The sequence below is a fragment of the Micromonospora yongxingensis genome, assembly GCF_052601155.1.
Genome location: NZ_JBQXEO010000002.1, coordinates 158,938 through 176,828 on the forward strand (window position 1 = coordinate 158,938; position 17,891 = coordinate 176,828).

Annotated in this window: 21 protein-coding genes and 1 tRNA gene; 12 read left to right on the top strand and 10 right to left on the bottom strand. The window is 69.5% G+C overall.

Going from position 1 to position 17,891, the window contains the following annotated elements; genetic code table 11:
* Positions 1–105: 105 nt before the first annotated feature.
* The gene (locus ACTWLT_RS03865; RefSeq protein WP_074310625.1) at positions 106–393 is read right to left on the bottom strand and encodes a hypothetical protein; all 288 of its coding nucleotides are present in this window, start codon (positions 391–393) and stop codon (positions 106–108) included.
* 118 nt (positions 394–511) lie between these two features.
* Positions 512–922, bottom strand: coding sequence for a hypothetical protein (locus ACTWLT_RS03870; protein WP_445317164.1), 411 nt, complete (start codon positions 920–922; stop codon positions 512–514).
* Between the two features lie 88 nt (positions 923–1,010).
* Between ACTWLT_RS03870 and ACTWLT_RS03875 the strand changes: the two genes are divergently transcribed.
* From ACTWLT_RS03875 to ACTWLT_RS03885, 3 genes are all read left to right on the top strand, one after another.
* A complete protein-coding gene (locus tag ACTWLT_RS03875; RefSeq protein ID WP_445317165.1) occupies positions 1,011–1,817 on the top strand; it encodes an inositol monophosphatase family protein in 807 nt (268 codons plus the stop codon).
* 78 nt (positions 1,818–1,895) lie between these two features.
* A complete protein-coding gene (locus tag ACTWLT_RS03880) occupies positions 1,896–2,465 on the top strand; it encodes an RNA polymerase sigma factor (protein WP_445317166.1) in 570 nt (189 codons plus the stop codon).
* Positions 2,466–2,483: 18 nt separating this feature from the next.
* Positions 2,484–3,449 (top strand): CU044_5270 family protein, encoded by a 966-nt coding sequence (locus tag ACTWLT_RS03885; RefSeq protein WP_445317167.1) that lies wholly within the window; start codon positions 2,484–2,486, stop codon positions 3,447–3,449.
* A gap of 17 nt (positions 3,450–3,466) precedes the next feature.
* Here the strand turns inward: ACTWLT_RS03885 and ACTWLT_RS03890 are convergent, their stop codons facing one another.
* On the bottom strand, positions 3,467–4,282 hold the full coding sequence (locus tag ACTWLT_RS03890) for a TetR/AcrR family transcriptional regulator (RefSeq protein WP_445317168.1): 816 nt from the start codon (positions 4,280–4,282) through the stop codon (positions 3,467–3,469).
* On the opposite strand from ACTWLT_RS03890, the gene ACTWLT_RS03895 reads away from it, so the two are divergent.
* Positions 4,217–5,341 (top strand): FAD-dependent oxidoreductase, encoded by a 1,125-nt coding sequence (locus ACTWLT_RS03895; protein ID WP_445317169.1) that lies wholly within the window; start codon positions 4,217–4,219, stop codon positions 5,339–5,341. The two genes, ACTWLT_RS03890 and ACTWLT_RS03895, sit on opposite strands and share 66 nt — an antisense overlap.
* Positions 5,342–5,384: 43 nt before the next feature.
* On the opposite strand, the gene ACTWLT_RS03900 is transcribed toward ACTWLT_RS03895, so the two are convergent.
* Positions 5,385–5,810 carry a DUF6924 domain-containing protein gene (locus ACTWLT_RS03900; protein ID WP_445317170.1) on the bottom strand — a complete coding sequence of 142 codons (426 nt, stop codon included), beginning with the start codon at positions 5,808–5,810 and terminating at the stop codon, positions 5,385–5,387.
* 88 nt (positions 5,811–5,898) lie between these two features.
* Between ACTWLT_RS03900 and ACTWLT_RS03905 the strand changes: the two genes are divergently transcribed.
* Together ACTWLT_RS03905 and ACTWLT_RS03910 are read left to right on the top strand one after the other, a co-directional pair.
* The gene (locus ACTWLT_RS03905) at positions 5,899–6,741 is read left to right on the top strand and encodes a PhzF family protein (protein ID WP_445317171.1); all 843 of its coding nucleotides are present in this window, start codon (positions 5,899–5,901) and stop codon (positions 6,739–6,741) included.
* Between the two features lie 155 nt (positions 6,742–6,896).
* A complete protein-coding gene (locus ACTWLT_RS03910; RefSeq protein WP_445317172.1) occupies positions 6,897–7,421 on the top strand; it encodes a hypothetical protein in 525 nt (174 codons plus the stop codon).
* 660 nt (positions 7,422–8,081) lie between these two features.
* On the opposite strand, the gene ACTWLT_RS03915 is transcribed toward ACTWLT_RS03910, so the two are convergent.
* Positions 8,082–9,038, bottom strand: coding sequence for a hypothetical protein (locus ACTWLT_RS03915; RefSeq protein WP_445317173.1), 957 nt, complete (start codon positions 9,036–9,038; stop codon positions 8,082–8,084).
* 191 nt (positions 9,039–9,229) lie between these two features.
* Here ACTWLT_RS03915 and ACTWLT_RS03920 point away from each other — a divergent pair, with 191 nt between their 5' ends.
* Both ACTWLT_RS03920 and ACTWLT_RS03925 read left to right on the top strand, forming a co-directional pair.
* Positions 9,230–10,093: a TIGR03620 family F420-dependent LLM class oxidoreductase gene (locus ACTWLT_RS03920; protein WP_445317174.1), complete on the top strand. Its 864-nt coding sequence runs from the start codon at positions 9,230–9,232 to the stop codon at positions 10,091–10,093.
* 185 nt (positions 10,094–10,278) lie between these two features.
* Positions 10,279–10,647, top strand: coding sequence for a YciI family protein (locus ACTWLT_RS03925; protein WP_445317175.1), 369 nt, complete (start codon positions 10,279–10,281; stop codon positions 10,645–10,647).
* Positions 10,648–10,843: 196 nt separating this feature from the next.
* Here ACTWLT_RS03925 and ACTWLT_RS03930 read toward each other — a convergent pair whose 3' ends face one another.
* On the bottom strand, positions 10,844–11,140 hold the full coding sequence (locus ACTWLT_RS03930; protein WP_445317176.1) for an NIPSNAP family protein: 297 nt from the start codon (positions 11,138–11,140) through the stop codon (positions 10,844–10,846).
* Between the two features lie 115 nt (positions 11,141–11,255).
* Between ACTWLT_RS03930 and ACTWLT_RS03935 the strand changes: the two genes are divergently transcribed.
* Positions 11,256–12,254: a cyclase family protein gene (locus ACTWLT_RS03935; protein WP_445317177.1), complete on the top strand. Its 999-nt coding sequence runs from the start codon at positions 11,256–11,258 to the stop codon at positions 12,252–12,254.
* Positions 12,255–12,512: 258 nt separating this feature from the next.
* Here the strand turns inward: ACTWLT_RS03935 and ACTWLT_RS03940 are convergent, their stop codons facing one another.
* Entirely contained in the window at positions 12,513–13,487 is a 975-nt protein-coding gene (locus ACTWLT_RS03940) for an SdrD B-like domain-containing protein (protein ID WP_445317178.1), read from the bottom strand.
* Positions 13,488–13,713: 226 nt separating this feature from the next.
* Here ACTWLT_RS03940 and ACTWLT_RS03945 point away from each other — a divergent pair, with 226 nt between their 5' ends.
* Positions 13,714–14,121, top strand: a complete 408-nt coding sequence (locus ACTWLT_RS03945; protein ID WP_445317179.1) for a hypothetical protein — start codon at positions 13,714–13,716, stop codon at positions 14,119–14,121.
* Between the two features lie 239 nt (positions 14,122–14,360).
* Here ACTWLT_RS03945 and ACTWLT_RS03950 read toward each other — a convergent pair.
* Together ACTWLT_RS03950 and ACTWLT_RS03955 are read right to left on the bottom strand one after the other, a co-directional pair.
* Positions 14,361–14,432, bottom strand: a tRNA-Val gene (locus tag ACTWLT_RS03950).
* Between the two features lie 50 nt (positions 14,433–14,482).
* Positions 14,483–15,115, bottom strand: coding sequence for a TIGR02611 family protein (locus ACTWLT_RS03955; RefSeq protein ID WP_445317180.1), 633 nt, complete (start codon positions 15,113–15,115; stop codon positions 14,483–14,485).
* 273 nt (positions 15,116–15,388) lie between these two features.
* On the opposite strand from ACTWLT_RS03955, the gene ACTWLT_RS03960 reads away from it, so the two are divergent.
* Entirely contained in the window at positions 15,389–15,820 is a 432-nt protein-coding gene (locus ACTWLT_RS03960) for an SsgA family sporulation/cell division regulator (RefSeq protein ID WP_007457244.1), read from the top strand.
* Between the two features lie 112 nt (positions 15,821–15,932).
* Here ACTWLT_RS03960 and ACTWLT_RS03965 read toward each other — a convergent pair whose 3' ends face one another.
* Positions 15,933–16,709, bottom strand: coding sequence for a glucose 1-dehydrogenase (locus ACTWLT_RS03965; RefSeq protein WP_445317181.1), 777 nt, complete (start codon positions 16,707–16,709; stop codon positions 15,933–15,935).
* Between the two features lie 202 nt (positions 16,710–16,911).
* On the opposite strand from ACTWLT_RS03965, the gene ACTWLT_RS03970 reads away from it, so the two are divergent.
* Positions 16,912–17,862 carry a helix-turn-helix domain-containing protein gene (locus tag ACTWLT_RS03970; protein ID WP_445317182.1) on the top strand — a complete coding sequence of 317 codons (951 nt, stop codon included), beginning with the start codon at positions 16,912–16,914 and terminating at the stop codon, positions 17,860–17,862.
* The last annotated feature ends 29 nt before the right edge of the window (positions 17,863–17,891 follow it).

Sequence of the window (17,891 nt, forward strand, 5' to 3'; positions counted from 1 at the left end):
CACGGGTGAGGCAATGCGCCCGGCAACCATCCGAACGCATCGCATCGACAGGGTCGCACACCGGCTGTCTTCAGCCGATGGCGTCGACGGTGATCAGTCTCCTGATCAGAAGGGGGGTGCGTCCTCGCCCATCAACGCCAGCACGACGCCACCCTTACCGCTCTTGAGGCTCTGGACCACGACCTTGCCGGTGCTGCCGTCGGGCAGCTCCAGGGTAAAGGTCTTCCCGACCGCGTTCTTGGGGCCGTTGCCGGCGCTGTTGGCGGGTCGGAAGTCGCCGGCCCACGGCGGGGTCCCACCCTTGCGGGCGGGCTCGGCGAAGAGCGCGGCGGTGCCGGGGGTCCTGGTGCCGTCCGAGGAAAGGAGCACTGAGGCGCTGCGATAGGTAGCCATATACGTCGAGCCTATCCCGGATCTGCGTTCGTTGGCGCCACGACACCTGCGCGGTGACGCGAACGGCCACGGGAAGTGGCCTTGATCTGCTCGTACCCCTCTTGGGTCTGACCGAGCCTCAGCGCCGTGCGGTGAGGGGCACGAGGACGAGGACGGCGACGCCGAGTGCGGTGGCGCCGACTGCCCACCACCAGAAGAATCCCGAAAAGACCGAGGCGATTAGAAGCCCCATGCCGAGGCCGGCCAGCAGGCCGAGCCCGAACAGGGCCCGTGGGGGCAGGGCGAGGTACGGCAGGCGCCGCACCACGAGCACTTCCAGCCAGGTACCGCCCACCGCCAGCAGTACCGCACCGATGCCGTCCACCGCGGACAGTCCGTGACCTTCGCTGACCGGCACGAGGACTCGACCCTCGTCACCGGCGGGGACGAAGAGGATGAGCACGCCGGCGACGATGAGCAGAGCGGTGATTGCCACCTGGGTGCGTGGCGCGCCTCCGATACTTGTCGACATCGCTTCAGTCTTGGTCATCCGACATGGTCTCCGCAGGAGCCGTACCGGCGAACTTCGACCGCTTGCGGCCGTGCTCGGGACTCCGTACGGCAACTATCGTTCGTGCATGTCGATCACGGACCAGGCGCTGGTCATCAAGGCGGCGGAAGCCGGAGCTGCGGTCGTCCGCTCTCAGTACGGCTCACCGCTGACACGCTTCCAGAAGACCGCAGGCGACTTCGCCACCACAGCCGACATCGAGGCTGAGCAGGCCATCCTCGACGTCGTGCGCGCGGCCCGCCCGCACGACGTCGTGCTGGGTGAGGAGAGCGGGCGCACGGGCAATGGCGAGAACGGACGCACGTGGCTGGTCGACCCGTTGTGCGGAACATTGAACTACGCCGCGCGGAACATGCTTGCCTCGGTGAACGTCGCTCTGCGAACCGGGACGCACGTCGCCGTGGCCGCCTCGGCGGATCCGTTCACCGGTGAGGTCTTCTGGACCGACGGCACCGCCGCGTATGTCCGGCGCGGTGAGATGGACGAGCGACTCGAACCGTCGGCCGAGTCGAGGCTGGTCGACGTCAATCTTGACCCGCCGTTTCCCAACAGGGACGTTTTCCTGGCCGCCCGGATGCTCGCTGACCAGGGCTTCATCGAACAGTTCCGCCCGCGCGTGGTCTCCACCACCCTGGCTGTGGCCTGGGTCGCTGCCGGTCGCCGCGCCGCCTACGTCACGGATGGCCACCACCTACGCGACAGCGTTCACTTCGCGGCCGGAATCGCCCTCTGTCAGGCCGCCGGTTGTGTGGTCACCGGGATCGACGGCCAGCCGATCCGCGCCGATGTGGACGGCCTTGTCGTGGCGGCCGACGAGCAGACGCATGCTGCCCTGCTGACTCTCATCCGGAACCAGCCCATCGGGAGGAATTGAGCCGGTCCGGACGGTTCGGTAACACCGGCGGTCCGTCTGACGAAGTAGGGGTGTAGCCGCTACGAGAGAGGACGGCCTGTGAATGACCCCAGCCCAGCGGAGGGTGACATCTCCGGCATCGGAATCGACCCCGTGGCCTTCGAGGTCTTCTACCGGCGGCACCTGGAGGCGGTGGGCCGTTTCGTGGCACGGCGGGTCGACGACCCACACCTGGCCGCCGACCTGACGGCCGACGTGTTCCTGGCGGTGATCGAATCGGCGGCCGGCTACCGACCAGACCGGGGTAGTCAGATCGGCTGGCTGTTCGGAGTGGCCCGCAACGTCATCGGCGACGAACGGCGTCGGGCGGCCCAACGGCTGCGGGTGACCGGCCGACTGGCCGGACGACGGGATCTGGGCCCCGACGACATCGCCCGCATCGAGGAGCGGATCGACGCCGAGTCGGCGGCCCGCCGGACCCATCGAGCGCTGAGCGAGCTACCCGAGGGCACCCGGGCGCTGGTCGAGCTCGTCGCCGTGGACGGCCTCACCGTCGCGGAGGCGGCGACCGTGCTCGGGATGACCCCGGTCGCGGCTCGGGTCCGCCTGCATCGTGCCCGTCGCGCCGTCCGCGCCGTGCTCGCCTACCCGGCCACCACCCTCGCCTGACGAGACGGAGATGACGCCATGAACAAGATCGAGCAGTCGCCGCACGGTTTCGAGGAGCAGCTCCTCACGGATCTGACGGCCCACGTCGTCCGGCGGTCCGAGGTGGTTTCGGCGGTCCGTCCGGTCGGACGCCGTACCCGGTTCCTGAACGGTTGGCGCATCGCCGGAGCATTCGGGCTGGCAGTCGCACTGACCGTCGGTGCTCTGGCGGTCCAGACGATGAGGGTGGGCAACCAGCCGCCGCCTACGGCCAGCGCGTCGGAGATCCTCCGTATGGCGGCCGATGCCGCCCGGCAGCAGCCCGAGCTCACCGCCCGACCCGACCAGTACGTCTTCACGGAAGTCCTGGCGACGACGCGGGAACTGCCGGACAGCGGCCCGTACACCACCGTACGGACGCAGATCTGGCAGTCGGCCGGGGGAGTCGCGCACACGCAGGCACGTTACCGGCCAGGGACCGATCCGAACGGGTGGAGCGAACTGAAGGTGCTCCGCCCGAGCGATCCCGCAAATCCCGACAAGGAACTCGATGAACTCCCGTCGCCCGCGTACCACGGCGATCTGCCCACCGACCCGGACGAACTGCTTCGATACCTCCGGGAACATCCGGTCGACCTGAATCTCCCCGAAGGAGCCGATGAGGAGGCCGTCTACGGAGACGAAAGCATGGCGTACACCACCGCGCGGTCGATGCTCAGCGGCTATGTGCCGCCCCGAGCGCTGGCGGCGCTGTTCGAGTTGCTGGCGCGGCAGCCCGGAGCGGTCGTCATATCGGGCGACGTGGTGGACGCCGCCGGCCGGCATGGGGTGGCGATTCGAATGCCCGGTGTGATCGGCGGTAACAACGACTTCATCTTCGACCGGGATACCCACGTCTACCTCGGCACGCGGATGTCTGTGGTGCGCAACGGCAAGGAGTCGTTGTATTCAGCCGCCGCGCCACTCCGGGTCGCCATCGTCGACCGGCCGGGCCAGCTGCCCTGATCAGTGAGGGGCCCGCGTCACGTGTGCGGATGTCTGGTGATGCCGTCCAGGATGGTGATCAGGTTGTGGTGGAAGGTTTCCTCGGCGTTGAGGTGGGCGCCGTCGATGACGAGCCGGGCGACGGTGGGATAGCGGCCTGTCTCGAGCATGCGTGTCAGGTAGGGCCCGAGGGCGGCCTGCCAAGCGGACACGTCGGTGTCGGTTGAGCGGGCGGTGCGTCGCTCGGTGATCTCCCTTCGGAGCGCTCCGACGATGTACGCGTTGAGGGCGCCCACGGCCCGCTGGAGATCGTCGATGCTGCGCACGCCGGGAGCCCGGCTGAGCGCCGCCGCGGTCGATTCGCCCACGGCGAGCGCGTGAGGTCCGAGGTGTGGCCTCCCGCCGAGCAGGTCGGCGAACCACTCATGGTCGAGGGCGGCTTTGCGGGTCGCCTGGGCGAGGGCCAGCACCGTGGTGCGCCACTCGGGGTGCTGGCCAGCCTCGGCGATCTGGGCGTACACGGTGTCGACCATCAGATCGAGCAGCTCGGATCGGTTGGTCACGTAGTCGTAGAGACGCATCGGACCGACGCCGAGCTCTTTGGCGATCTTTCGTACCGACAGCCCGTCGAGGCCGTGTGCGTCGGCGAGCCGGATCGCCGTGGCGGCGATCTTCGCGCGGCTCAGCGGCACCGGCGCCGCCCGCGGCTGGGGCTCGGGCCGTTCCCAGACGGGCAGCGACGCGCTACCGTACGGCGTATCCACAAGATACAGCGTACGGTAACGGAGATGATGATGCGCATTGGGATCGCCGGCGGTGGCCTCGGCGGCCTGACACTGGCCCGGATCCTGCACCGGCACGGCATCGGCGCGGTGGTGTACGAACGTGAGGCAAGCCGATCCGCGCGGTCGCAGGGCGGATCGCTCGACCTGCACCCGGAGTCCGGGCAGAAGGCCCTGGCCGCGGCGGGTCTCGCCGACCGATTCCGGTCCGGGGCACGGCCGGAGGGCGAGGAACATCTCATCCTCGACCCGGCCGGACGCATCCTCGTGCACCACAAGCCACAACCCGGCTCGTTCTCCGGACGCCCCGAGATCGACCGCAGCGCACTGCGTGATCTTCTGCTCGATTCACTCCCCGCCCAGACCGTTGTGTGGCAGCACCGGCTCGTCGCGGCGACGCCACGACCCGAGGGAGGCTTCAGGCTGACGTTCGACGGCGGCCACAGCGCCGACTGCGACGTGCTCATCGGCGCGGACGGCGCACGCTCGGTCGTCCGGTCGCTGCTGACCGACGCGACACTGTCCCCCGTCGCCACCTTGGTGGAGCTCAGCATCAGCGACGCCGACGGGCGCCACCCGGATCTCGCCGATCTGGTCGGCCCCGGCAACCTCTGGTGCATCGGCGTGAACCAGATCCTGGCAGCCCAACGCCTCGGCGACGGCAGCATCCGAGTCGGAATCTCCCTACGCGCGGACGATCGCCCCATGGACACCTACCGCAGCAAGCGCGCCCTGCTGGACATGTTCGACGGCTGGAACCCCGACCTCACTGCACTCATCGAAGCCGGGGACGGCCCGCCGACCCCCCGCAGGATCGAGGCGATGCCCACCGATACGCGCTGGGCCCACCAGCCGGGCATCACCCTCATCGGTGACGCCGCGCACCTCATGCCGCCGGTCGGCGAGGGCGCCAACCAAGCCATGCTCGACGCCGCCGAACTCGCCGCCGAACTCGCCGCCAGCCCCGCCGACCCCGACTCGGCGATCCGGACGTACGAGGAGGCGATGTTCACCAGGACCCACCCGATCGCCGAAATGTCCGCACGAGTCCAGGCAATGATGCTGTCCCCCACCGCGGCCGACGACATCGTCCGCTTCTTCACGCCACGGCCCACCGAAGAGGTCTCCTAGCCGCAAGCCTGGTCAGTGCGCAGGTGCCTGCGGGGGGGCGCGCTCAGAAGCCTCGGAAGACGCCGTCCGGTCCTGCCGACCGCGCGAACTCGTGGAAGTCCATGTTGGCGATCGACAGGTTGTTCTCGATCGCCTGGACCTGCCGTGGCAGTGCCCTGAACGGACCTGTCTCGTACCCTTCGTTGAGGTTGACGACGAGCAGGGGACGCTCCGACAGCGAGACGGTGACGGCGTCGACGACAAACAGCACCGGGTGCCTGTACTGATGCGGGTAAGCGCGCGGATAGCCGGCCGCGATCGCCGTACCGCTGAGGCCCGCCAGCGCTCGGTCCTCGACGAACTCGACACCGGCTACGAAGCCCTCTTCGGTGGGGCTGACGATGTCGTCCTTGATCTGTCGCCACACATCGTCGTCGCGGAAGTCCGCACGGACGACCGGAACGCACCACGTCTCGGGCAGATCGGCCACGGCCGAAAGCCTAGCGAGTACGGACCCTCCGCCGGTCGCGATGGGTGGCGCAGGTTGGACGGCGACAGCGGGCGGTACGGTCGTGATCATGGAGATTCTGCGCTACGCCGCGTTCAGCGCCGATCCGGCGGGCGGCAACCCGGCCGGTGTCGTACTCGACGCCACCGGGGTCGGCGACGCCGAGATGCTGCGGGTGGCTGCTGACATCGGGTACTCCGAAACGGCGTTCCTCGTGCCTCGCGGCAACCGGCGCTTCGAGGTGCGCTACTTCAGCCCGTTGGCCGAGGTGCCGTTCTGCGGACACGCGACCATTGCCTCGGCCGCCGCCTACGCCGAACGGCACGGCCCCGGGGTCCTGCACTTCGACACTCGGGCCGGGCTGGTCGAGGTCTCCACCGCCTCGGGGCCGGACGGCACGACAACAGCGACGCTGATCAGCGTGGAACCGCAGACCAAGCCCATCGCTGCCAGTGATCTGGCGGCGCTGCTCGAGGCGCTGCGCTGGGCACCAGACGACCTCGACGCGACGCTGCCGCCCCGAGTCGCCTTCGCCGGCGCCTGGCATCCCGTCGTGGCCGCGGCGAGCCGACAACGGCTCGCCGAACTGGACTACGACATGAACGCGTTGGCCACGCTGATGGCGCAGCGCGACTGGACGACCATCGACCTGGTGTGGCGTGAGTCCCCCCGGATATTTCACGCGCGCAACCCGTTCCCGCCCGGCGGCATCGTGGAGGATCCCGCCACTGGTGCCGCAGCCGCCGCTTTCGGCGGCTATCTACGGGAGCTGGGGCTGGTCGCCCCACCCGTGACCGTCACCGTGCACCAGGGCCAGGACCTGGGCCGTCCCAGCGTCCTGACCGTCGGGATCCCCGCCGAACCGGGAACCGGCATCGCGGTCACCGGCGCCGCCGTTGTCCTCGCCGGGTAGGCCGACGCGGGTAACTGGCTGACTGACGGCACTTCAGGAAACTCGCGGGCCGGGCGAGCCATGGTTCGCCTTGGCAGCCCGGCTCGTGCCTGACGCGTTGGACCGGATAGGTCGCGGGGTTTCGCCGGCTGTCGGTTCCGGGTAGCGGATGGCTCATGAACCGCAACCTCGTGAAGGCTCTGCAGGTTGCGTGGGGGCTGCCGGAGTTCCGCACCGGAGTGCGACACCTCATCGACCTCGACGAGGTCGCGGTGCTGCTGGCCGCGCTGTCCGTCCCGGATCATGACCGCGAGGTTGAGCGCAGCCTGTTGAGCCTGCTGCGGTCCGGCCTGGACACGATCGAGATCCGGGAAGCTGTGTTGCTGCTGCTTGAACAGGACGAGGTGCGGAGGCCGCTCGTCGCGGCGATGGTCGAGCCGCTTGCGGACCGGCCGGGTCTGGCTGCCGCCATCGCTTCGGCGGCCGAGGATCCCGCGGTGCGACGTGAGATACGGGCAGTGCTGGACAACGCCAAGGTGCGCGAGCTGATCTGGCAGGCGACTGACAACCAGGTGAGCGACAACCGGTTCGGCTTGATCCGCCGGGCGGCGGTGCTGTTCGTACGGCACCCGAGCGTCCGGCGCCTCGCGTGGGCCGCACGCCGGCACGGCGTGTTGCGCCAACTACGCCGCAAGCCTTGATCGACTTCAGTCGGGTCTGGGCGACGGACACCCGCCAGGGTAGATCCGGCAAACCCGGATACGTCTGAACCCGAGGGTGAAACCTGGGCATCGCCTGGCGTGATTCGCCGGAGGAGCTGTTGCGACTGCCAGGCCAGCACGGCCTGACCCGTACGCCGACAGTCACGGCAGGCTGGGCGGCTGTCCCGCCCCCCATCACATGCGCCGCAGCCACCACGGCTTTCCGGGGTCCGCCCAAAGATCGGGCAGGGTTCGGCTCAGGATGAGCTGATCGGCAGTGTCGACGAGGCGACGGAGTTCACGAGCCGTCCGGCGAGGCAGCGATCGCAGGGCGATCTCCAGCACTTCCCGGTAGTCCAGGGTGCAGCAGCAGGGGCATCCGCCGAAGTCGTCGAGCAGACCCTTGACCGGTCCATGCGCTATGGCGATCCAGCGCTGCAGCGCTATATGGATGTCGCCGGGACGTAGCCGCTTGCTTCGGCGTTCCAGTCGGACTATGTCAGCGACCGCGCTTCCAGAGACCCTGGGAAGGTGGGTGCGCGACTCGTGAGCGTAGCGACGGGCGGGGCGGGCAGCACGTAGCGCCGCAGGCCTGTTACGCGGCACGGTCCCTTCGGTACAGATTCATGGCGAGAGTATGGCACGCAGAGCAGGTACCCCTCAGCCCACGTCGACGATCTCCACCGCAGGTGCGAAGTGGCGGACCGCCGCCTCGAGGCTCGGGCGGTGCAGCCGCCAGAAGGTCGCCGGCCGACTGTCGGCGAGTACGGCCGGCGGCACGTGCGCGACGAGCGCCTGGTTCATCCGCCGCAGGCCGCGTGAGCGCGCCGAGCCCGGCAACGGCGGCAAGCCGGGGCGCCGCTGCAGGCCGACGTACGGGACCGTGGTCCCGCCGGCCTGCTGCGTCCACAGCACGACAGCCTCGATGTCGGACCACGGTGTCACCGCAGTGTGCGAGGACGGCCATGGCGGCGTCTGGCCGAGAGTAACTCCGGCAGCGTCGACGCGCAGCGCCACACGGCGGCCCAGCACGCTGACGAGCCGCAGCAGCAGGAACGCGCCGCCAATCACGATGGCACCCACGCCGGCGAGAGGTTCGTCGCGGAGAAGCAGGACGCCGACGGCGACAAAAACCGCGCTAGCAGGCAGCAGCAACAGGTCACGGCGGGTGAAGCCGAACCGCTCCTCGTACGCCTCGCCCGGCGCGATCGTGCTGCCCTCGGCGGGCTTGCCGCCGGACATCGGCGCCGTGGGTCGCTGGGTGACGGTGACGTAGGCGAAGGCTCCCAGCCAGCCGGCGACCGCGAAGCTGACCACGCCGTCCCATGGGAACGACAGCCCGGCCAGGACCAGCCGGTACAGCAACAGGTAAGCAACGATGGTCACCGCGAGATCGGCACCAAGTGCCCACCAGCGATGCCGTGGACGAACCACCACCTGCCACCAGAACAGCACCAGCGGGCCGCCCGGAGCCAGCACTGCCGGACGCAGCCACAGTTCCGGATCGCTGCCCCTCGCCGCGCTGACCACGGCGAGGACGCCAATCATGAAGGCCGTCGCGAGGGGCGGCCCCAGGATCGCCCAACGAAAGCGCATCGTCTTCGGTTCGTCCGACACGGCGGGAACAGTACGGGAGACGTGGACGACTGACACCGCCTCCACAACGGCGCCGCGCACCAACGTGGAGGTGTGGGCCGATCCTGTTGCCCGCCCTGGCTCTGTGGCTGCGGACCTCTGCCAGCCAAGGAGGTACCCGTGTGCTGGTGCGGCGTCGTGCTCCTGCAGGAGCTGATGCGTAGTGTTTCGGTATGGCACAACGACTCGTCAGCGTATGGCAACCGTTCTTCCTTGCTAGCGAGAGTCAGGGCGCGGCCATCGACGCCGCGACCGAGCTGGAGGAACTCGGCTATTCACGGCTCTGGTTCTCCGGCGGCTTCGAGGAGAACGTCGCCCCACGCTTCCGGGAGATCCTGGACGGCACCACGCGCATCGGGGTCGCGTCGGGGATTGTGAGCATCTGGCACTCGTCGCCCCCGGAGGTGGCGGCGTTCGCCCAGGACGCGGAGCAGGCCCATCCCGGCCGGTTCCTGCTCGGTCTCGGCGCCAGCCACGCTGTGCTGGTCGAAGGCGGCGGCACCGCCTACCGCAAGCCGTACTCAAAGATGGTGGAGTACCTCGACGGTCTCGACGCTGCCGGGCTGCCTCCCGAGCGGCGGGTCCTGGCCGCGCTCGGCCCGCGGATGCTCGAGCTCTCCCGCGACCGTTCAGCAGGGGCGCACCCGTACTTCGTCCCTGCCGAGCACACCGCCGAGGCCCGAGCGGCACTCGGGCCCGACCGGCTGCTCGCTCCCGAGGTCGCAGTGGTGCTCGAAGCGGACGCCACCACCGCGCGCGCCACGGCCCGGCAATACACGAGCGGATACCTCGCACTGCCGAACTACACCAACAACCTGCGCCGATTCGGCTGGACCGACGAGGACTTCGCTGGAGGCGGCAGCGACCGCCTCGTCGACGCCCTGATCCCCTGGGGCACGGCCGACAAGGTCGCGGCCGGGTTGGAGAAGCACTACCAGGCCGGCGCGGACGAGGTGGCGGTCCAGGTACTCAACGGCGGCGACGTCACGACATTCCCCGCCGACGCCTTCCGCGCTCTCGCCGCGGTCTTGATCTGACCGTTTGTCCACTGGGAGGTCGATCGCCCGGCGACGCCTTCCCGTGGCAGACAGTCGGCTGGGAAACTCTGCGAAACGAACGGCTGCTTATACCGCCGGTCGAGCCGCCCGGGCAGTGGTATCCGCGGTGGGAGGAACAGGCGAGAGGCGGCCGGACGAGGCCGCCGGGACAAGGGAGTCATGGAATGACGCGGTATTTGATCTCGTTCAATGACGGCGCGATGGACCACATCCCCGACGCGGATTGGCCCGACGTGGGCAAGGCCTCGCACGCGGTGGTCCAGGAGGCCGTGAACGCCGGCGTCTTTGTCTTCGGCGCTGGAGTCGAACGCCAGAGGGCGAGCGTCGTGGCCACGGACGGGACGGTCACCGATGGCCCTTACCCGGAGACCAAGGAGGTCATTGGCGGCTTCGTTGTCGTCGACGTCTCCTCACGCGAGGAGGCGTTGACGTGGGCTGCCAAGATTGCCGACTCTTGCCGCTGCGCGCAAGAGGTTCGGGAGCTCATGCCCGATCCCGAAACAGACGCGATGCTTCGCCAGGCTGACAGGTGACGAGTCGCTTCTGACCCGGGAGCCAGTGATGGGAGAGACGGTCACCACCACAATCGTCAAGGTGACCGGGCGGAGCGCCGAGTGCGACTGAAGCTCGCGCCGACGTGTTGATCGGGCGTCCGTCACGAACCGTCCGGACCAACAGCGTCGACATCGGGTCCACACCACACACGGATCGCGGCGGACGGATGCGCGCTCAATCAGTCGGCAGGAGCGGGCGCATGAACGTTCGCTCGTACCGCACGACACAACCCGAGTCGTCGCGGATGCTGTCGGCCTCGACGAACTCCGGGTCATTGCCGAACCGTGCGCGGTAACGCTCGTAGGCTGCCAGGCTCTCGAAACTGAAGAGCGCCTCGGCCCGGTCGCTGGCTCCCTCGGCGGGTAGGAAGTAGCCGTGGTGCACACCACCGTGCTTGGCCACCAGCCGCATCCACGCACGGGCGAAGCGTTCAAACGCCTCGATCTGCGCGGGGTCGATGGTGTAGTGCACGACACAGGTGATCATGGCGCCACCATACGGGCCGGTGCTCCCACAATCGCGACCGCACGGTCGGCGGCAGACACTACGCTGTCGTCGCCGGTCGGCAGAGACAAGTGGGGCTGCGGTGAGTCTGACCAGCCGCCGCGTGACCGGAGGAGGCGATGCTGAGATGACGGCAGGGCGACCGATGCCCACGCAGGACGACGTGCTCGGGTACTTCGACACGCTGTCGAACTGGGGACGGTGGGGCGACGACGACGAGCTCGGAACCCTGAACCACATCACCGACGACGTCCGGCTGGCGGCGGCGCGGGCCGTGCGCCACGGCAGGAGCGTGTCCTGCGCATGGGAGGTTGCGGCACCGCGAGACATGGAGCGGTCGACGACGACGTTCCCGTGCACCGCCGACATGCCAGGTGCCGAGAACATGCCGCCCGCCTTCCACGCCGACCGGCGCTGGGGCTTCTCGTCCGAGCGGCTCGGCATCACGTTCCACGGCAACACCCTCACCCACCTCGACTCGCCGTGCCACATCTTCTGGGACGGCATGATGTACAACGGGCGGTCGCACGGGTTGGTCGACGCCACGACGGGCTCGGCGTGGGCGGCCGTCACGGCGGCGGCGAACGGGATCGTCACGCGTGGTGTCCTGCTGGACGTTGCGAGGGCCCGCGGTGTGCCGTGGTTGGAACCGGGGCAGGGTGTGTTTCCCGACGACCTCGAGGAGGCTGAGCGTCGCCAGGGTGTACGGGTCCGGTCCGGCGATGCGGTCCTCCTGCGGACCGGCTATGGCCGCTTCCGGCACGAGGCCGGCGAGGCCAGCGGTTTCACGCAGGCCGGCTGGCACGCGTCCTGCCTGCCGTGGCTCCATGAACGCGACGTCGCGCTGATCGGCGCCGACACCCCTCAGGACGTTCAGCCGTCGGGGTTCGAAGACGTGTTGATGCCGGTCCACGCCGTGAGCCTCGTCGCGATGGGTCTGTGGATGGTCGACAACTGCGACCTGGAGATGTGCGCGACAACGGCTGCCGCGCTCGGCCAGTGGGACTTCCACCTCGCAGTCGCGCCGGTCCGCTTCGCCGGTACGTCCGGCAGCCCGGTCAACCCGATCGCCACATTCTGACCGCGGTGCACACGCGGTAGCGCCCACACCAACGACCCGATTGCTGTACGAAGCTGCCGCACGACAGCAGAAAGGCCACCTCCCGTTTCCGGGAATCGGCCTTTGACCTGCGAGCGCGCGTCGAGGGCGTTGTCGCGGCCGGAGTCGCGGCGCCGAGGGTCCAGCGGGGTGCTGGATCCTCGGCGCCCTTCGCCTTGCTCGATATAGCGGGGAACGCTACGGCCTGCGGTGTTCGGCCGCTGGAGCGGTCTCGGCCGATCAGGCCTGCAGGCGTACACGGCGGCGCCGTGCGACGAGCACCAACACCGTGCCGACCGCGACGGCGACCGCAGCCGCGCCGACGAACAGCATGGTGTTGGTGCCGGTGACCGGCAGGCCCGGGCCGGCGCTCGACGACGCCGATGCCGACAGCGATGCCGATGCCGACGGCGACGGCGACGGCGACGGCGACGGCGACGGCGACGGCGAGACGCTCGGCGAGCTCACGGCGACCTTCTTCGCCGGCACGAAGATGCGCGGCTCGTCGCTGTCGTCGGCTCTGACCTGCGCCAGAGTGTGGTCGTCCTCGCCGTTCTCGCCGGCCAGGATCTTCCAGCCCGCCGGGGCGGTGAAGGTCAGCAGGACGTCGCCGGCTGGGAGGTGGGCGAGACGGAACAGGCCCTTGGCGTCCGTGATGGCCTCGGCGTACTTCGTCTTGCCGTCGGCACTGGTGGCGACGACCTTGACACCCGGGACGCCAGGCGTCCGGGGCGTCCATTCGGCGCCAGAGGACCCACCCTGGAAGACGTAGCCGCCGAGATCGTCGAAGACGCCCGCCACCAGCAGCCGCACGCTGGTGATGTTGTCGGCGTCGTTGGCCTCGCCGTTGTCGGCGGCAAGCGCGAAGGCAACGAATCCGTAGCCGGACCGCCACGCCACGTGGTTGGTCTTGCCGGTGATCTGAACGGTCTTGGTGGCGCCGGCGGCGAGGTCGAAGCCGGTCGACAGCTCACCGTAGGCGACACCGTCGACGCCCTCGCTGTCGCCACCGGTGTAGTGCACGTGCTTGGCGTCGACGGAGCTCTTGTTCTTCACCGTGACCGTGATGGTGAAGGTCTCACCCTCGGCGTAGTTGGCCTTGTCGGCGGCGGAGGTCACCGCGATATCCGGCTTGGGGTCGGCGGCCAGGGCCGCCGTTGCCGGGAGGGCGGCCACGAGCACGCCCACGAGGGCGGCGGCGGCAAGTGTGCGCATGGAGGTCTCCGTAATGGGGGACGGGAATCAGCGCGATGCTAGCGGCTGGGCGAGTCGCTCCGCTGTCCCAAGATCGAGAACGTGATCGGAAAGGTATCCGATCACGGTTAGCTTGATGATCGAGTGAACGACGACCCGCGACCCGGGGCCAGAACCCGGCAGCACGGACCTCGATCTGCTCCTAGCCGCACTGAAAGCACTTCAAGAGACGCCGGCGCCTGGCGAGATGTGGTTCACCCCGGCGGCCCGGCTCGGGTTCGCGCACCCGGCGATGGACGGCGGGACACTCATCCACTCCGACCTCAACCCGACCAACTTGATCGTGACGCCACTCGGCGTACAGATTGTCGAGTGGGCGTGGGCAACCAAGGCCGCCGCATGGGTCGAACTCGCGTTGCTCGTCCAGTGGCTGATCGGCGGCGGCCACGGCGCGGAACAGGCAGAAGAGTGGCTAACCCAAGCTTCCGGCATGGACCGCGACCGACCGTCAGGTCCTGGACGACTTCGCGTCAAGGAACGCAACGAAGTGGGCGGCCAAGTCCCGGCAAAGCACCGAGACCTGGGTGCGCGACCTCGCAATGTGGACCGGCGAGTGGGCGGACCACCGGACCGTCGGCCACCAGTCAGCCCGTGAGCCACAACCCGGGGGCACCCACTCGTGACGCGGGCACCGGTAGCGGTAGGACAACTCCTCAACTAGCCACCAGTCCCCTCTCGGGGCCGCAAATGTCACCCGGCCGGGCGGCTCCATGCCGGTCCGAACCCAGAACCAGCCGCGCCGCTCCCGATCTGCTCCCAATGTAAGCAGCACACACAGCGAAGCCCGTTACCGGCTACTCCGGCAACGGGCTTTCGACCTGCACAAACTGAGAGTGGGCGATGCTGGTATCGAACCAGCGACCTCTTCGGTGTGAACGAAGCGCTCTCCCACTGAGCTAATCGCCCTCAGCGCCGATGACTCTACCCGATCGTGGGACCGGACCGGAAATCCGGGGTCAGCGCGCGTCGAGGTACTGCATCGCCTCGTCCACCACGTCGATGCCGAGGCTGTACTTGAGCGACAGCCAGACCACCGTTCCCACGAAGACCAGGCCGACGGAGCCGAGCACGATTCGCACCGGCAGTGACTGTCGGGTTACCCACTGCGTCCAGCCGTGTACGTGCCGGCGGGTGAAGCCGAGCAGTCGGCGGGCCCAGTGGTACTCGACGGCCCAGATGCCGAGGCCGGCGATGACGAGCAGCCAACCAGGCCCGGGTAGCGGGATGAGCGCGATGCCGATCGTCACCACCAGTGCCCCGGCGATCGCAATGACGATCTTGAGGGTGATCCGGCCGGTGGGGTTGGCGCGGATCAGGTCGAGCGTGGTGGTGATCCGGTCCCGCCAACGCGGGCGTCTCGGTGGGTCGGCCACGACGAGGACGCCGCCGGCACCACGGCTGGGCCGCTCAGCACCCTCACCATCGGCGCGCGCATCACCGCCGGCGTGTCCGGCGTCTGGCGCCGGCCGACCGGACCTCTCGGGCTGCTCCATCGGCACTCCGTACCCCCGCTTTTCGGCTACTCCGACCGCGACTTTCGGTGGGCCGGGCGCCGTCGCCGGATCCACTGAGGATCCTTTCGTGACCATTTCACCCCCCAGTGTCGCTCGGGCCCGTCACTGCAACGGTCGACTGGACGTTACCGGAGTAAGTCGACGACTGAACCACCCGATGCCGGGCGGGATCACGCACTGGGCAGAACCGGAAATCCTACATGAATGCTCACATTCACGCGGCCTTTCCGTCCCCCTTCCCACCACTGGGTGAAGTCAGCGTATGGCGGAGCGTAGCCAGGAGTAGCACCTGAGTATGGGAAAAGCGGGACACGCGCGTTCCGCAGCGGTGCCGGGGGGAGAACGTCCATGAGTGTCATCCGACCGACGACCGTAGAGGTCGAGACGTCGCTAAGGCTCGTCGCGCCTGACGCCACCGCATTGCCGGTGCGTGCCAGTCTGCGTTACGACCCTGCTGACCCGTATGCGGTCCATGTCCTGTTCCATGCCGAATCGGCGGGTGGCGAGGCGGTTAGCTGGTCCTTCGCCCGCGAACTGCTGGTCACCGGCCTGGACGAGCCAGCCGGCATCGGGGATGTCCGGGTCTGGCCCTGGGCCACCCCGCGCGGCGACTTCGTCGCGCTGGCCCTCTCGTCACCGGACGGCAACGCCCTCTTCGAGGTGCCGCGCAGCGTCCTGGTGCGATTCCTTCGACGGACCTACGTCGTCGTCCCGCGCGGCCGTGAGGCCGAGCACCTGGACGTCGACACGGCGGTGAACCGACTGCTCGCCGGTCGCTGACCACCGCCCGACCGGGCAACACCGGCCATCACGGGGCCGCGCGGATCTGCCGACCGCGCGGCTCCGGCACACCCTGGGGTACGCGGGTCCGCCCGCCCGGGGCGGCCGGTGCTCAACCGTGCGTGGTGATGCCGCCGTCGACCGGGATGACCGCGCCGGTGAGGTAGGCGCCCGCCCGCGAGGACAGGTAGATGGCCGTGCCGGCCATGTCCTCGGGGCGCCCGATACGGCCCAGCGGCACCTGCTGCTCGATGGTGGCCCTGCTCGTCGGGTCGTTCAGCGCGAACGCCATCATCTTGCTCTCGAACGGGCCGGGCGCGATCGCGTTGACGGTGATCTGCTCGCCGGCCAGTTGGTGGGCGAGGCTGCGGGTGAGCATGTGAACGGCCGCCTTGGTGGCCGAGTACGCGTACACCTCCATCCACGGCACCCGGACGCCGTCGATCGACCCGATGTTGATCACGCGGGCCGGGTCGTCGGCGGTGGCGGCGGCGCGCAGCGCCGGCAGCAGCGCGGTCGTCAGCCGGAAGACGGCCTTGACGTTGACCGCCCAGAGCTTGTCGAACGCGGCCTCCGGGTAGTTCTCCAGCGGCGCACCCCAGGTCGCACCGGCGTTGTTGACCAGTACGTCGAGGCGGGGGAAGCGCTCCCGCACGGCGGCGGCGAGCCCTTCGGCGCCGGCGTCGTCGCTGAGGTCGGCCGGAATGGCCTCGCAGCGGCCCTCGGCCGAGAGTTCCTTGGCGACGGCCTCGCAGACGTCCGCCTTGCGCGACGAGATGATCACGCGCGCGCCCGCCCGGACGAAGCCCTGGGCGATCATCAGGCCGATCCCCCGCGACCCGCCGGTGACCAGGACCGTCTTGCCTTCGACCGAGAACAGCTGCGTCATGCCCATCCCATCGCGAGTCGGCGGGGTCGCCGGTCCGGCGGGCGACCGGCGGGGCGCCGGGCGGCCGGGACCGGACGGCACTACCGCCGGGTAACGTAGCCCGGCCGTCCGGATCGCCACAACCCCGTGCGCGAGGCACCGATGCGGAGGGCGGCCAGGTCCGGGATGCGGTGACCTGCGGTTCGGGCTACCGTCGCAGGCGATGGTCTCCACCGGTCCCTCCCCCGCGCCACCGATCGGAACGGCGCCACCCGTACCCGACGAGATAGCGACGTTCGCGCTGGCCGACCTGGCCCGTGACCCGGGCTGGCGTAGGCCGGTGCTCGTCGAGCAGGAGTTGCTGATCCTCACCACCCGTGGGCACGGCGACGCCGAGCTGGATTTCCACCTGCTGCCGTGCCGACCCGGCACGCTGCTGCGGGTCCGCGCCGGCCAGGTGCTGCGCTGCGCCGGCCCGCAGTTCGACGCCACCGTGGTCGCCTGGGACTCCGAGGCGCTACGCGGCTTCGACGTCGACCCCGACGCGCCGACCTGGCGGCAGTTGGCCGGCGAGGACGAGGACGCCGTGATCACCGAGGTGAGTCAGCTCTCGGTGGACTGTCAGCGGCACGGCGACAGCTCGGCGGCCCGTGCCCTGCTCCGCCACCAGCTCGCCGTACTCCTGCTCCGCCTGGCCCTGCCCGGCGCGGACCGGCCTCCGCCGCGCGCCGAGATGGAGACGTTCCAGCGGTTCTGCCGCGACGTGGAGCACGGCTACCAGCACACCCGCCGGGTGGAGGACTATGCGGCCGCGCTCGGCTGCTCGGTGCGGACCCTGACCCGCGCCTGCCTGGCCGTCACCGGACGCAGCGCCAAACAGGTCATCGACGAGCGGGTCGCGTTGCAGGCGAGCCGGCTGCTCGCCGCCACCGACGAGCCGATCGCCCGGATCGGCCGGGACCTCGGCTTCTCCGAGCCCACCAACTTCGGCCGCTTCTTCACCCGGGAGGTCGGGGTCAGCCCCGGCGCGTTCCGGGCCGCCCGCGACCAGCCGCCCGGCCGGGTCGTCCGGCCACGGGCGCCCGCGGAGCCGATGGGCGCCAACGGCGGGCGTTTCCGACCGGGTACCCCCGGCGAACCAGCCAACGGCGGTCACGCCACCCGACCCTGGTAGCCCGCGAGCCCGGGCAGCGTCGGCAGGCG

Coding starts and splice junctions, on each gene's coding strand:
- ACTWLT_RS03885 (WP_445317167.1), top strand. CDS start 2,484: ATGAACAAGATCGAGCAGTCGCCGCACGGTTTCGAGGAGCAGCTCCTC.
- ACTWLT_RS03925 (WP_445317175.1), top strand. CDS start 10,279: ATGACGCGGTATTTGATCTCGTTCAATGACGGCGCGATGGACCACATC.
- ACTWLT_RS03875 (WP_445317165.1), top strand. CDS start 1,011: ATGTCGATCACGGACCAGGCGCTGGTCATCAAGGCGGCGGAAGCCGGA.
- ACTWLT_RS03960 (WP_007457244.1), top strand. CDS start 15,389: ATGAGTGTCATCCGACCGACGACCGTAGAGGTCGAGACGTCGCTAAGG.
- ACTWLT_RS03955 (WP_445317180.1), bottom strand. CDS start 15,115: ATGGTCACGAAAGGATCCTCAGTGGATCCGGCGACGGCGCCCGGCCCA.
- ACTWLT_RS03910 (WP_445317172.1), top strand. CDS start 6,897: ATGAACCGCAACCTCGTGAAGGCTCTGCAGGTTGCGTGGGGGCTGCCG.
- ACTWLT_RS03905 (WP_445317171.1), top strand. CDS start 5,899: ATGGAGATTCTGCGCTACGCCGCGTTCAGCGCCGATCCGGCGGGCGGC.
- ACTWLT_RS03865 (WP_074310625.1), bottom strand. CDS start 393: ATGGCTACCTATCGCAGCGCCTCAGTGCTCCTTTCCTCGGACGGCACC.
- ACTWLT_RS03970 (WP_445317182.1), top strand. CDS start 16,912: ATGGTCTCCACCGGTCCCTCCCCCGCGCCACCGATCGGAACGGCGCCA.
- ACTWLT_RS03965 (WP_445317181.1), bottom strand. CDS start 16,709: ATGACGCAGCTGTTCTCGGTCGAAGGCAAGACGGTCCTGGTCACCGGC.
- ACTWLT_RS03945 (WP_445317179.1), top strand. CDS start 13,714: ATGTGGTTCACCCCGGCGGCCCGGCTCGGGTTCGCGCACCCGGCGATG.
- ACTWLT_RS03895 (WP_445317169.1), top strand. CDS start 4,217: ATGATGATGCGCATTGGGATCGCCGGCGGTGGCCTCGGCGGCCTGACA.
- ACTWLT_RS03870 (WP_445317164.1), bottom strand. CDS start 922: ATGACCAAGACTGAAGCGATGTCGACAAGTATCGGAGGCGCGCCACGC.
- ACTWLT_RS03920 (WP_445317174.1), top strand. CDS start 9,230: ATGGCACAACGACTCGTCAGCGTATGGCAACCGTTCTTCCTTGCTAGC.
- ACTWLT_RS03940 (WP_445317178.1), bottom strand. CDS start 13,487: ATGCGCACACTTGCCGCCGCCGCCCTCGTGGGCGTGCTCGTGGCCGCC.